General features: G+C 61.3%; 1 protein-coding gene (running past one end of the window). It reads left to right on the forward strand.

Annotation, left to right across the window (positions count from 1 at the left end):
* Positions 1–2: 2 nt before the first annotated feature.
* Positions 3–16,049: the 5' portion of a non-ribosomal peptide synthase/polyketide synthase gene (locus FKG94_RS04745; protein ID WP_281284211.1), read on the forward strand. The gene runs 20,250 nt beyond the window's last position; only the first 16,047 of its 36,297 coding nucleotides appear in the window; it begins with the start codon at positions 3–5; the stop codon falls past the right edge of the window.

Below are 16,049 nucleotides of genomic sequence, written 5' to 3' on the forward strand. Positions count from 1 at the left end.
CCTTGCCGGACCCGGATGCGCACGCGTTGCAGGCGGAAACTTATGAAGCGCCGGTGGGCGAGATAGAGCAGGTGCTGGCGGATATCTGGCAGGCGTTGCTGGGTGTGGCGCGGGTCGGCCGGCGCGATAACTTCTACCAACTGGGCGGGCACTCGCTGCTGGTTATTCAGTTGATTGCACGCCTGCAGGAACAGGCGCTGCAGACGGACGTGCACACGGTGTATACCCTGCCGAGACTGCAAGACCTGGCGCAGGCCATCGGCGAGCAGCGGCGAATACAGTTCAAGGCGCCGCCGAATTTGATTCCGGCGCACTGTACCGAGATTACCCCCGGGCTCTTGCCGCTGGTGGAACTCACCCAGGCACAGATCGATCGAATTGCCGGTCTGGTGCCGGGTGGCGCCGGCAATATTCAGGATATCTACCCACTGGCGCCGCTACAGCAGGGTATTTTGTTTCACCATATGCTGCGCGAAGCGGCGCGCGGTGACAGCTATATTGTGCCCACCGTGCTGGCGGTGGATAACCGCATGCAGTTGGAAAGGTTTCTCGACGCCCTGCGCGCGGTGATTGCGCGCCACGATGTGTTGCGCACGGCGGTGTTGTGGCAGGACCTGCCCCAGGCCGTACAGGTGGTATTGCGGCGCGCCGAGCTGCCGGTCGCCGAGTTGACGCTCGAGCCCGGTGTCGCCGCCCGGATGCAGTTGGAGGCGAGAATCGCCCCGCAAAACCTGTGGATGGATTTGACACAAGCGCCGCTGCTGCGAGTGGAAACCGCCGCCGACCCCGAATCGGATCAGTATTTCCTGATCGTGTACCAGCACCATATCATCAACGACCATATCGGTCTGGAAATTTTAATCGAAGAACTGGGCGCCTATCTCCGGACCGACAGCCCCGCTCTTGCCGACCCGGTGCCTTATCGGGAGTTTGTCGCCCATACCCTGGCGCTCAATGATGACGACGCGGTGGAGATGTATTTCCGTTCCCGTTTGCAGACTGTTGACGAGCCGACTCTGCCGTTCGGTTTGAGCGATGTAAACGTCGAGGGCAGTCGTATCGGCGAGGCGACACTGCGGCTTGACACGCAGTGGTCGGCGCGGATACGCCGGTTGGCGCGGCAATCGGAAGTGAGTCCGGCGAGCCTGTTTCACCTGGTATGGGCGCTGGTGCTCGGGCGTTGCAGCGGGCGCGATGATGTGGTTTTTGGCACGGTGTTGTCCGGTCGCCTGCAGGGCACCGCAGGTGCGAACAGAACGCCGGGTTTGTTTCTCAATACCCTGCCGATTCGTCTGTCTGTTACGGGTTCGGTACAAGCCGGTCTGGCGGCGGCTCACCGGGAGTTGGTGGAACTGTTGAATTACGAACAGGCGGCGCCGGCCAGGGTGCAATCCTGCAGTGGTCTCGGGGGTGAGGTCCCTTTGTTTACCAGCTTGCTGAATTATCGTTATTCGGAGCCCGCGGTTGAGCAAGAGCCTTCAGCGGAACAAGAGCCTTCAGCGCAACAAGAGCCCTCAGCGCAACAAGAGCCTTCAGCGCAACAAGAGCCCTCAGCGGAACAAAAGCCCTCAGCGGAACAAGAGCCCTCAGCGGAACAAGAGCCTTCAGCGCAACAAGAGCCTTCAGCGCAACAAGAGCCCTCAGCGGAACAAGAGCCTTCAGCGCAACAAGAGCCTTCAGCGGAACAAGAGCCTTCAGCGCAACAAGAGCCTTCAGCGGAACAAGAGCCTTCAGCGCAACAAAAGCCTGCAGCACAACGGGAGTCTTTATCTGAACAAGAGCCTGCAATCGGGCAGGGAGCCCCAGTCCAACAGAGGTCTCCCAGCGCCAGTATCGCCGAACCGGTATCGCTGCGGGAAGTGGGGGGTTACGAGCGCACGACCTATCCCCTGACGCTCTCCGTCGACGATATGGGCAGACTCGGCTTTGATCTGGTGGTGCAGGTCGAGATGTCGGTGGCGCCGGAAACGGTTGCAGCTTACGTGCAGCAAGTCCTGCAAGGCGTGGTGGTGGCGTTGGAGAGCGCACCGCAGCAGTCCTTGCAGGCTATCGACCTGTTGCCGGCGGCGGAGCGGCAGCGCCTGGTGGTCGACTTCAACCGCACCGCGGTGGCCTATCCGCAAGACAGCCTGATCCACCAGCTATTTGAAACACACGTTGCCGCGACACCGACGGCCACCGCCCTGGTGTATCAGGATCAGGCGTTGAGTTACAGCGAGTTGAATGCGCGGGCCAACCGCCTGGCGCACTACCTGATAGCCCAAGGTGTAACACCGGATACCCTGGTGGGGTTATGTGTAGAACGGGGTCTCGACATGCTGGTCGGTGTGCTGGCCATTTTAAAGGCCGGCGGCGCCTACGTGCCTCTCGACCCCGGCTACCCGGACGCCCGTCTCCGTTACCAGATCGACGATGCGGGACTGGCACTGGTGCTGACGCAGGGCGAGTTAGCCGCGCGCCTGCCGGCCGCGACAGCGCTGTGTCTGGACGACCCGCAGCTACAGCAGACGCTGGCGGCTTACCCTGCGGACAATCCGCCGCCGTCGGCGACCGACCTCACCGCCAGTCACCTGGCCTACGTGATCTACACCTCCGGCACCACCGGTCAACCCAAGGGCAGTCTGCTGACTCACCGGGGCTTGGTAAACCTGTCACTGGCGCAACAGCGCGAGCTGCGGGTCGAGCCCGACAGCCGGGTGTTGCAATTTGCCTCGGCGGCGTTTGACGCCTCGGTGTGGGAGTGGAGCATGAGCCTGTGCCACGGCGCCCGCCTGGTGATACCGAGTGCAGCGGTGCAAAAAGATCCGCAACAGCTGACAGAATTAGTAGTTGCTGCGGGAGTCACCCACGCCACCTTGCCGCCGTCGCTACTGGCACACCTTGAGCGAGCGAACTGGCAATCGGTACGGGTATTGGTAGTGGCGGGGGAGAGCTGCCCGCCGGCGCTGGCCCGGCAGTGGCGAGAGGGCCGTATGTTTGTCAACGGCTATGGGCCCTCGGAAGCGACTGTGTGTTCGAGCATGATGACGTTTACCGAGAGCAGCGAACGCCTGACGATCGGCAAGCCGCTGCAAAACGTGCAGTACTACGTTGTTGAAGACGTTGTTGAAGACGTTGTTGAAGACGTTGTTGAAGACGTTTTTGAAGGTGTTGTTGAAGACGTTGTTGAAGACGTTTTTGAAGACGTTTTTGAAGACCTTGCTGAGGATGTGGTTGAAAACACGGGTGAAAACGTAGTTGGAAACACTGTTAAAAACATTGCTGAAAACGTTATTGAAAACGCAGTTGAGAGTGTCGCCGGCGCTGCGTGCGAAGGTACGGTTAGAAAGCGCCTGCGCCTGGTACCGCAAGGTGTTGCCGGAGAATTGCTGATCGGCGGTGCAGGTCTGGCGCGGGGCTATTTAAATCGCCCCGAACTGACGGCGGCCAAGTTTATTCGCAATCCGTTTGACGCCGGGGGCAGCGAGCGACTGTACCGCACCGGCGATCGGGTGCGCTGGACGGCACAGGGCGAGTTGGAATTTCTCGGCCGGGTGGACCAGCAGGTGAAACTGCGGGGCTTTCGCATCGAGTTGGGCGAGATCGAGGCCAGGCTCACCGGCCACCCCTCCCTGAGTGAGGCGGCAGTGGTTTTGGACACAGGCACAGGGCGCGGGCAACTGGTCGCCTATATCGTGCAGTGCGTCGCAGAAACCCTAACGGCGGAGAGCCTGCGGGAGTACCTGCGCCGCGACCTGCCGGAGTATATGGTGCCCGCCGCCTTTGTCGTGCTGGACGCATTGCCGTTGACCCCCAGCGGTAAAATAGATCGCCGCGCCTTGCCGGCGCCGGCCGGCGCCGATCTGGCCAATCGGGATTACGAGGCGCCCATCGGCGCTATTGAAAAGACGCTGGCCGATATTTGGCAGACGTTGTTACAGGTTGAGCGGGTTGGCCGGCACGACAGTTTTTTTGATCTGGGCGGCCACTCCCTGCTGGTGATGCAACTGATCGCGCAATTACAAGCCGCGGCATTGAACACCGATGTCGCCACCGTATTTGCCGCGCCGCGCCTGCTGGATTTGGCGCAGGCGATCAGGGAGCAGCGGCGCACACAGTTTAAAGCGCCGCCGAACCTGATTGCCCCGGGCTGCACGGCGATCACGCCGGCACTGTTGCCGCTGGTGAAGCTGGAGCAGGCCCAGATCGATGCCATTGCGGCGCAGATACCGGGCGGCGCCGCCAATATTCAGGATATCTATCCGCTGGCGCCGTTGCAGGAGGGCATACTGTTTCATCATATGCTCAGTGCGCCGGCCAAAGGCGACACGTATATCCTGCCGACGCTGTTGACGGTGGACAACCGCGCCCAACGCGACAGCTTCCTCAATGCCGTGCGGGCCATTGTCGCCCGCCACGATGTATTGCGCACGGCGATTTTCTGGGAGGGTTTGCCACAGGCGGTGCAGGTGGTTCAGCGCACCGCCACACTGTCGGTCACGACGATTGACCTCGACGCCGGCGGCGACATCCAGGCGCAACTGGAGGCGCGCATAGCGCCGGAAAACCTGTGGATGGACCTGGCCCGGGCGCCGCTGCTGCGGATAGAGACCGCGGCCGACCCCGCCTCGGACAAATATTTTCTCATTATCTATCTGCACCATATCACCAATGATCATGTGGGGCTGGAGGTGTTTATCGATGAGTTGGGCGCTTATCTCGAGACGGATACGCCCGAGCTGCCGACCCCGGTTCCCTACCGTGAGTTTGTCGCCCATGCACTCACCATCAACGCCAGTACCGCCGCGCAGGCGTACTTCCGTTCCCGCCTGGGGGATATCGATGAGCCGACGCTGCCGTTTGATTTGCGCAATGCGCATCTGCAGGGCAAACAGATCAGCGAGGCGAGCCTGCGGCTGGATACGGACCTGGCCGCCCGCATCCGCACCGTCACCCGACAACTGGGTGCGACACCGGCCAGCCTGTTTCACCTGGTATGGGCCACAGTGGTCGGTGCCTGCAGCGGGCGGGACGATGTCGTGTTCGGTACCGTGTTGCTGGGCCGCCTGCAGGGTACCGCCGGCGCGGGCAGCACCATGGGCCTGTTTGTCAATACCCTGCCGATCCGCCTGTCGCTGGCGGGTTCGGTACAGGCCTGCCTGCAATCCACCCATCGGGAACTGGTGGAATTGTTGAACTACGAGCAGGCATCCCTGGCAAAAGCCCAGTCCTACACCGCCTTGCCCGGCGATATGCCCCTGTTTACCAGTCTGTTGAACTATCGTTATTCGGAATCCGAAAGGGAAAGCTTTCAGAATGTGGTGATCGATGAACTCGGCGGTTACGAACGCACCAACTATCCGCTGACCATGTCGGTGGACGATATGGGTGAGGCCGGCTTTCAAATGATTGTGCTGACCGAGTCCTCTATCGATCCGCAACAGATTACCGCTTATGTGCAACAGGTTGCCGATGAACTGGTCGTCGCGCTGGAGTCGGCGCCGCAACGGCCGATACAGACGATCGAGATACTGCCGGCCGCTGAGCGTCGCCTGCTGAGTGTCGACTTTAACCGCCCGGCCGAAGCCTCTTCGCCGCTGCCGGCTGCCGACACACCGGTCGGTATTCACAGCCTGTTCGAAGCGCAGGCCGAACGACAGCCGGGCGCGGTGGCATTGAGCTGCGCCGGTCGGTCGCTGTGTTATGACGACTTGAACCGCCGCGCCAATCGCCTGGCTCACTACCTGATGGCACGGGGTGTCAAACCCGATACGCGGGTGGGCGTGTGCATGCCGCGCTCACTGGAGATGGTGATCGGGATACTGGGTATTCTCAAAGCGGGCGGCGCCTATGTGCCGCTCGATCCCACTTATCCGCCGGCCCGCATCGCCTACCAACTGGAAGACGCGCAGCTCACCCTGGTTATCACCGAACGGGCGCTGCTGGAGACCGTATCGATTCCACCCGAGCGGGCGCTGTGTCTGGACGACGCTGATCTACGGCAACAGTTGCGCGACTGCGCCGCTGCTAATCCTGATACCCGACAGCAGGGTTTACAGGCCGGGCATCTCGCCTATGTGATTTATACCTCGGGCTCCACCGGTAAACCCAAAGGGGTGATGATCGAACATCGCAACGCGCTGGCGCTCCTGCGCTGGAGCCTGGCGCAGTACAGTGCCGATCAGCTGCGCTGTGTGCTGGCCTCCACCTCGGTCTGTTTCGATTTGTCGGTGTTCGAACTCTTTGCCCCGCTCAGCGCGGGCGGCCAGGCGGTGCTGGTCGAATCGATTTTAGCGCTCAGCGAAGCGCTGCCGGACGAACCGATCACCCTGATCAACACTGTGCCTTCCGGCATCCAGGCCTTGCTCGATACTGTTGGCCTGGCGCCGACGGTCACCACGGTCAACCTGGCCGGTGAACCTTTAAGCGCCGCCCTGGCGGACCGGCTTTACGCGGCGGGGGTGGAAAGAGTTTACGACCTGTACGGCCCTTCAGAAGATACCACCTACTCGACGTTTGCGTTGCGGGAGCGCGGCGGTGTGGCCACTATCGGCCGGCCGATCGCCGATACGGCGGTCTATCTGGTAAACGACCGGGGACAACTGGTGCCCCGGGGTGTCAAAGGGGAGTTGTGGCTCGGTGGTGCGGGCCTGGCGCGGGGCTATCTGAATGCGCCGGCGCTGACGGCGGAGAAATTTATCGACAACCCGTTCAGCGACGATCCCGGCAGTCGCCTTTACAAAACGGGCGACCTGGCGCGCTGGTTGCCGGACGGCAGACTGGTGTTTCTGGGCCGGGGCGATCACCAGATCAAGCTGCGCGGCTTTCGCATCGAGTTAAGTGAAATCGACGCGCACCTGGTCGGTCATCCGGCGGTTCGCGATGGCGTGGTGGTGCTGGCTCGGGGAGCGGCGGATGCGCAGTGCCTGGTCGCCTATGTGACGCCCGCAGACCAGATGCAAATATCGATCGACGAGCTGCGCGACCACCTGCAGGCACAACTGCCGGATTATATGATCCCCGCCGTGTTTGTGGTGATGGAGGCCTTGCCGCTGACGGCCAACGGTAAAGTCGACCGCAAGGCACTGCCGGCGCCCGCTACAACCGCATTGGAAGGTACCGAATTTATTGCTCCGCGCGGGGACACCGAAACGACTCTGGCGGCTATCTGGCAAGACCTGCTGCAGATTGAGCGCGTGGGTCGCGGCGACAGCTTTTTCGAACTGGGCGGGCAATCGCTGTTAGTCGTACAGCTTATTGCGCGCCTGCAGGCGCAGGGCCTCAACATTGATGTCGCCAGCGTCTATGCCGCGCCGCGTTTGGCCGCATTGGCGGCGGCGATCCGGCAGCGACAGCGCGAGCAGTTTAAAGCGCCGCCCAATCTTATCGCCCCGGACTGCACCGCGATTACGCCGGCGCTGTTGCCGCTGGTCGACCTGGATGCGGCGCAGATTGACCGGATCGTGCAGCGCATTCCCGGCGGTGCCGCCAATATTCAGGATATCTACCCGCTGGCGTCGTTGCAGCAAGGTATTCTGTTTCACCATATGTTCAGTGAACAGTCACGCGGTGATACCTACATCATACCGGTGCTGCTGGCGGTGGATACGAAACTACAGCTGGAGCGTTTTTTAGCGGCACTGCGCGCAGTGATCGCGCGGCACGATGTGCTGCGCACAGCGGTGTTGTGGCAGGGTTTACCCCAGGCGGTACAGGTAGTGCAGCGCAGTGTCGAACTGGTGCCCCGGGAGCTGCAGTTAGACAGTAGCATCGATATTCGGGCCCAACTCGAGGCGCGTATCGCGCCGGAAAATCTTTGGATGGATTTGACCCGGGCGCCTTTGTTGCAGGTGGAAATTGCCGCCGATCCGCTATCGGAACGCTATTACCTGATTATCTGCCAGCACCATATCATCAACGACCATATCGGTCTGGCAGTCCTGACCAAGGAGATAGAGGCCTACCTCGAAGCGGACACGCCTGCGCTTGGCTCTAAACCCGCACCGGTTCCCTACCGGGAGTTTGTCGCCCACAGCCTCGCCATCAATGCCGGGACGGCGGCGCGAGATTACTTCCGCGCCCGTCTTGGCGATGTCGACGAGCCGACCCTGCCGTTTGATTTGCGTGACGCCCATATGCAGGGCAGCGCTATCGGCGAGCAGAGCCGGCCGTTGGATGCGGCCCTGGCCGAGCGTATCCGCGCCGCCACCCGGCGTCTTGAGGTGAGTGCGGCGAGCCTGTTTCACCTGGCCTGGGCCCTGGTCATAGGGCATTGCAGCGGGCGCGACGATGTGGTGTTCGGCACCGTGCTGTCCGGCCGTTTGCAAGGCACCGCCGGCGCGCAGGATACCATGGGGTTGTTTATCAATACGCTGCCGGTGCGTTTGCCGTTGTCGGGTTCGGTGCAAGACTGTCTGGTCTTTACCCATCGGGAACTGGTGGAGCTACTGAACTATGAACAGGTATCGCTGGCGGTCGCACAATCCTGTGCTGCGTTGCCCGGTGAAGTGCCGCTGTTTACCAGCTTGTTGAATTATCGTTATGCGCAGGGGGATGAAGATAGTGATAAAGAACGCCCAGCCGGTGACAGTGAGCAGACTGCGGCACGACATCGTACTCAGGAAAACTTTTTTCACGATATAGGAGGTTACGAACGGACCAACTACCCCCTCACCCTGTCAGTTGACGACCTGGGTAACGCGGGCTTCGCCCTGGTTCTGCAAACTGAGGCATCCATTGATCCGGCGCAAATGATCGCTTACGTCCAGCAGACTCTGGAAAGTCTGGTGCGGGCTTTGGAATCGGCACCGCAGGCATCCGTCCACACTATCGATATATTGCCGCCCGCCGAGCGTCGCCTGTTGAGTGTCGATTTTAACCGCCCGGCCGAAGCCTCTTCGCCGCTGCCGGCTGCCGACACACCGGCCGGTATTCACAGCCTGTTCGAAGCGCAGGCCGAACGACAGCCGGGCGCGGTGGCATTGAGCTGCGCCGGTCGGTCGCTGTGTTATGACGACTTGAACCGCCGCGCCAATCGCCTGGCTCACTACCTGATGGCACGGGGTGTCAAACCCGATACGCGGGTGGGCGTGTGCATGCCGCGCTCACTGGAGATGGTGATCGGGATACTGGGTATTCTCAAAGCGGGCGGCGCCTATGTGCCGCTCGATCCCACTTATCCGCCGGCCCGCATCGCCTACCAACTGGAAGACGCGCAGCTCACCCTGGTTATCACCGAACGGGCGCTGCTGGAGACCGTATCGATTCCACCCGAGCGGGCGCTGTGTCTGGACGACGCTGATCTACGGCAACAGTTGCGCGACTGCGCCGCTGCTAATCCTGATACCCGACAGCAGGGTTTACAGGCCGGGCATCTCGCCTATGTGATTTATACCTCGGGCTCCACCGGTAAACCCAAAGGGGTGATGATCGAACATCGCAACGCGCTGGCGCTCCTGCGCTGGAGCCTGGCGCAGTACAGTGCCGATCAGCTGCGCTGTGTGCTGGCCTCCACCTCGGTCTGTTTCGATTTGTCGGTGTTCGAACTCTTTGCCCCGCTCAGCGCGGGCGGCCAGGCGGTGCTGGTCGAATCGATTTTAGCGCTCAGCGAAGCGCTGCCGGACGAACCGATCACCCTGATCAACACTGTGCCTTCCGGCATCCAGGCCTTGCTCGATACTGTTGGCCTGGCGCCGACGGTCACCACGGTCAACCTGGCCGGTGAACCTTTAAGCGCCGCCCTGGCGGACCGGCTTTACGCGGCGGGGGTGGAAAGAGTTTACGACCTGTACGGCCCTTCAGAAGATACCACCTACTCGACGTTTGCGTTGCGGGAGCGCGGCGGTGTGGCCACTATCGGCCGGCCGATCGCCGATACGGCGGTCTATCTGGTAAACGACCGGGGACAACTGGTGCCCCGGGGTGTCAAAGGGGAGTTGTGGCTCGGTGGTGCGGGCCTGGCGCGGGGCTATCTGAATGCGCCGGCGCTGACGGCGGAGAAATTTATCGACAACCCGTTCAGCGACGATCCCGGCAGTCGCCTTTACAAAACGGGCGACCTGGCGCGCTGGTTGCCGGACGGCAGACTGGTGTTTCTGGGCCGGCGCGATCACCAGATCAAGTTGCGCGGCTTTCGCATTGAACTGAGCGAGATCGAAGTCCAGCTTGCCGCCCACCCGGCTCTCGAAGCGGCGGTCGTGGTATTGCATCAACCCCGACACGGGGATGCGAATGCTGTTGCAGCCAACCCGCAATTGCTGGCTTATGTAACCAGGTCGGGCGAGGACGATCTGTCCGCGCAGATGCTGCGGGATTACCTGAAAAGCCGTTTGCCGGATTATATGATCCCCGCCGTGTTTGTGGTGATGGAGGCCTTGCCGCTGACCGCTAACGGCAAGGTGGACCGCAAGGCGTTGCCGGCGCTTGAAGCGCTCGGTTGGGAGGGCTCTTCTTCCCAAGCTGACGGCTCTGCTTCTCAAGCTGACGGCTCTGCTTCTCAAGCTGACGGCTCTGCTTCTCAAGCTGACGGCTCTGCTTCTCAAGCTGACGGCTCTCCTTCTCAAGCTGACGGCTCTCCTTCTCAAGCTGACGGCTCTCCTTCTCAGACTGGCGACTCCTGTTCAGGAACCGGCGACTCTTCGTCAAATATTGAAAGTCCCTCTGCAGGCGCTGAATGTTTTTCTCAAAACGCTAAAGTTTTACCTGCAAATGTTGAAGTCTTGATTTCAACTGCTGAAGGCTCAGTTTTAAACGCTGAAGGCTCAGTTTTAAACGCTGAAGGCTCTCCCCTAAAAACCCTTGGTTTTGCAGCGCCCGCCGGTGCGATGGAAGAGATCCTGGCAGAGATATGGCAACAGCTTCTGGGTGTCGAGCGGGTGGGGCGCCTGGATAATTTTTTCGATCTGGGCGGACATTCACTATTGGCGATCAGTCTGATCGCCAGCGTGCGCGAGCGTCTCGGCCTCGAACTCAGCCTGCGCAAACTGTTTGAACACGCCCGCCTGGATGAACTGGCCGGTGCGCTAAACTCCGCCCGCGCTGCGCTTGACCAGCCCCTGGTGCCGGTCGACCGCACGGGTGCCTTACCGCTGTCGTGGGCCCAGCAGCGCATGTGGTTTCTGGCGCAGTTGGAGGAGGCCAATAGCGCCTACCATATACCGGCGGCGCTGAAGTTGCGCGGGCCGCTGTCGGTGACTGCCCTGGAGCGGTCGCTGGCGACCGTCGTGTCCCGCCATGAAGTGCTGCGCACGGTGTTTCCGCAACGGCACGGCGAACCCTGCCAGGAGATTCTGCCGGGCGCTGATTTTACGCTGGTGCACAAAGATTTGAGTAGGCTGGAAGCCGGGGCACAACAGCGGGCTGTCGCGCGCGAAGCGGCAGAGGAATCTGCCGCACCTTTTGACCTGGCCGAGGGCCCCCTGTTTCGCGGCCGCCTGTTGCGACTGGCGCAAGACGAGCACGTATTGCTGGTCACCATGCATCATATCGTGTCCGATGCCTGGTCGATGGGCGTGCTGGTGGGAGAGATCAATACACTCTACCGGGCTTACCGTGAAGCGAAACCGAATCCGCTAGCGCCGCTGACGCTGCAGTATAGCGACTACGCGGCCTGGCAGCAGCGCCACTTGAGCGGCGCGGCACTGGAGCGCCAGGAATCCTACTGGCGCTCGCACCTGCAGGACGCGCCCCCACTGCTGGCGCTGCCCACCGATCGACCCCGCCCCGCGCTGCAGAGTTACCGGGGCGACAGTGTCGACATTTGCCTGGGTAAAGCATTGAGCGAGAAGGTCAGCGCCCTGGCCAGCGCCGAAGGGATGACTTTGCATATGGTGTTGCTCACAGCCTGGGTGATACTGCTCGCGCGCCTGAGCAGCCAGGACCAGATCGTGGTGGGCACGCCGGTGGCCAATCGCCAGCGGCGCGAGTTGGAGGGGTTGATCGGTTTTTTCGTCAACACCCTGGCGCTGCGCATCGATTTGAGCGGCGATCCCAGTGCGCGCGAGTTGCTGGCCCGGGTCAAGGCGCTGAGCCTGGCGGGCTACGCCCATCAGGATATTCCTTTTGAGCGGGTGGTGGAGGTGCTGCAACCGGCCCGCAGCCTGAGTCACAGCCCGTTGTTCCAGGTATTGTTTGATCTCGATCACGACTCCGCCAACGGACTCGAACTGCCGGGCCTGCAATTGGAGCCGATGGATGCCGGTGGCACCGTTGCCAAATTCGATCTCAGCCTCTCGCTGGGGCATCACGCCGGTGGCATAACCGGCAGCCTGAAATACGCGGCTGATCTGTTTGAGCGCGCCACGGTTGAACGCTGGGTGACTTACTTCTCCCGCATCGTTGCCGCACTGGTTGCCCGGGTGACTGAGCCGCTGCACCGCCTGCAGCTACTGTCGCCGGCCGAACGCGATTGTTTGCTGTTCGAGTTTAACCGCACGGCGGCGCCGTATCCCGCGTCGACCCTGGTACATCAATGGTTTGAGTCCCGCGTTGCGGAACATCCGGAGAGTATCGCACTGGTTTTCGAAGACGAGTCGCTGACTTACGCCGCATTGAACAGCAGGGCGAATCAGTTGGCCCACTATCTGATCGAACGGGGCGTTGGACCGGACACCTTAGTGGGCATCTGTATGCAGCGCTCCCTCGACCTGGTGATCGCGCTGCTCGGTATTGTCAAAGCCGGCGGCGCTTATGTACCCTTCGATCCGACCCATCCCGAAGCGCGCTTGCGTTACCAATTCGAAGACGCCGGCTGTGAACTGGTGCTGGCGCAGCGACACGTGCTGCCGGCACTGCCGCTGGCGCCGGCGCAGGCGGTCTGTCTCGATGACGCAGTGCTGCAACGCCGTTTGGCGACTTATTGCGACGACAACCCGGTGCCGGGCGAGTTGGGATTGCGACCGGATCACCTCGTCTATGTGCTGTATACGTCGGGCTCTACCGGACGGCCCAAGGGGGTAATGGTCGAACACCGGGCGCTGGTCAACCGCCTGGACTGGGCCCAAAAAACTTACGCTTTGACGCCGCAGGATAAGGTCCTGCAAAAAACCCCGTTCAGTTTTGACGTTTCCGTCTGGGAGTTCTTCTGGTCCCTGGGGCAGGGCTGTCAACTGGTGATTGCCCGGCCGGAAGGACATAGAGACAGCGCCTATCTGATTGATATTATCCGGCGCCGGGAAATTACGGTACTGCACTTTATTCCCCCGATGTTGCGGGTGCTGCTTGAAACAGAAGGCTGGCACGAGTGCAGGACGCTTAAAAAGGTATTCTGCGGTGGTGAAACGCTGGAGAAATCCCTGCAGGATCGTTTCTTTGCCGCAACCCCGGGCAGTGAATTGCATAATTTGTACGGTCCCACCGAGGCCACCATCGATGTGACCTCCTGGGTCTGCAGGCCGGGGGATCAAAACCCCCGGGTGCCGATCGGCAAACCGATACAGAATACTTGCTTACACGTTGTCGATAAACACTTGTCGCCGGTGCCGCTGGGCGTGGCGGGCGAGTTGTTGATCGGTGGTATCGGCCTCGCGCGCGGGTATCTGCGACGCCCGCAATTGACCGCGGAAAAATTTATCGCCGATCCTTTCAGTAGCGATCCGGACGCTCGCTTATACCGCAGCGGCGACTGGGTGCGCCGTTGGCCCGATGGCACCCTGGAGTATATCGGTCGCATTGACCACCAGGTGAAACTGCGCGGTTTCAGGATTGAGTTGGGTGAGATCGAGACGCAGCTCAGCGATCATGCGAGCGTGCGCGACGCCGTTGTTGTCGTGCAGCAAGGTGCGGCTCTGGAAGGACGTTTGGTGGCCTATGTCACGGCGGCGGCGCAAGCGCAGCTCGACCCGCAGGCGCTGCGGGATCATCTGCAGGGTCGCCTGCCTGAACATATGCTGCCGGCGGCGTTTATAGAACTCGATACCCTGCCGCTGACGCCAAGTGGCAAGGTCGACCGCAACGCTTTGCCGGCGTTGTCCGCCGACAGTCTGGGCGGCGAGTGTGAGTATGAACCGCCGGTTGGTGTGACCGAGAGTATCCTGGCAGATGTCTGGCAGACGCTGTTGGCGGTGCCAAAAGCGGGCCGGCAGGACAGTTTTTTTGCCCTCGGCGGACACTCGCTACTGGTTATACAATTAATAGCCCGACTGCAGGCGCGGGGCTTGAATACCGATGTTCGCACGGTATTTACCGCCCCCAGGCTGCAAGACCTGGCGCGGGAGATTCGGGTACAGAGTCGCGCCCGCTTTCAAGCGCCCCCGAATCTGTTGGCAGCGGATTGTACTGCCATTACGCCGGCGTTGTTGCCCCTGGTGCAGCTGGAGCAGGCGCAGATCGATCGTATTGTCAGCCGGGTTCCCGGTGGTGCCGCCAATATTCAGGATATCTATCCGCTCGCACCGCTGCAGGAGGGCATCCTGTTTCACCACCTGCTCAACGACCGGTCTCGCGGCGACACTTATATTATTCCGATACTGCTGTCGGTGGACAGCAGCGCCCGGTTGCAGCGATTTCTGGATGCCCTGCGCGCCGTGATTGCCCGTCACGATGTGCTGCGCTCGGCGGTGTTCTGGGAGGGGTTACCGCGGGCGGTGCAGGTCGTGCAGCGCCGGGCCGAGCTGGCCGTTACCGAAATCACACTGGACCCCGGCCGTTGCGCTCAAGCGCAACTCGAAGCGCGTATGGTGCCTGAAAAACTGTGGATGGACCTCAACCGCGCGCAGTTGTTGCAGGTGGAGTTTGCGTCCGATCCCGATTCTGCCGGCTACTTCGTTATTGTTTATCAGCACCATATTATCAACGACCATATCGGCCTCGAGGTCCTGGTCGAAGAGCTGGATGCTTATCTGGAACAAGACCGCCCCGATCTGCCGCCGCCGGTTCCCTATCGTGAATTTGTGGCTCACACCCTGGCACTGGCGCAGAGCGAGAATACCGAACAGTACTTTCGCACCCGCCTGGGTGATCTGGAGGAACCGACGCTGCCGTTCGGGATAGCGGATATCCAGGTGGACGGCAGCCGTATTCGCGAGAGCGAGTTAGAGGTCGACCGGACGCTGGCGACAGCCATTCGTCGCTTGAGCCTGCAATTGGGCGTGAGTGCGGCGAGTGTGTTTCACCTGGCTTGGGGTTTGGTGGTGGGGCGCTGCAGCGGCCGTGACGATGTGGTGTTTGGCACTGTGCTGTCCGGGCGCCTGCAGGGTACCCGGGGTGCCGAGCGGATGTTGGGTTTGTTTATCAACACGCTGCCGTTGCGGTTGCCCTTGACGGGTTCTGTGAAAAGCTGCCTCGATTTTACCTACAACGAGTTGGTGGCCCTGTTGAGCCATGAGCAGACAGCGCTGAATCGGGCGCAGGCCTGCAGTGGTTTAACCGGTGACGCGCCTTTGTTTAGCGCCCTGATCAATTACCGCTATTCGGGCTCCGCAGAACCGCTGGAAGCAGCGGGAGAGTCCGCGACCTCGGATGGCGGAACGCCGGCGCGAATTCAAGAGCCTTCGTCACCGCATGAACAGTCCGGTATTAACGTGCTGGTTGCCCAAGAGCGCGGCAATTACCCGTTCGATCTGTCGGTGGACGATTTCGGCGCGGCGGGCTTTAGACTGGTGGTGCAGGTGGAGGCGTCGTTGGACCCGCAGTGTATTGCCACCTATATGCACTGCGCACTGGCGGGTCTTGTCGAGGCGCTGGACCAGGCGCCGCAGCGCCCTATGGCGGAACTCGATATCCTGCCGCCGGCGACGCGCGAGCAGGTGCTGCAGACATTCGGTCACCGCGAGGCGCCGGCCACTGCCCCCGCCCTGATTCACCAGGTATTCGAAGCACAGGTGTTGCGCGATCCCGATGCCCGCGCTGTCGAACACGGTGAAGCACATCTCAGTTACGGTGCTCTCAACGCCCGGGCGAATCAGTTGGCCCACTATTTACGCGCGCAGGGTGTCACCCCCGGCGACCGGGTGGGGTTGTTGTTGCCACGTTCACTGGACTTTGCCGTGGCGATGTTGGGGGTGTTAAAAGCGGGCGGTGTCTATATAGTGCTGGACCCGGAACATCCCGCCACACGGCTGCAACAAATTGGG

This window comes from Exilibacterium tricleocarpae (genome assembly GCF_007004655.1).
GTDB classification, from domain to species: Bacteria; Pseudomonadota; Gammaproteobacteria; order Pseudomonadales; family Cellvibrionaceae; genus Exilibacterium; species Exilibacterium tricleocarpae.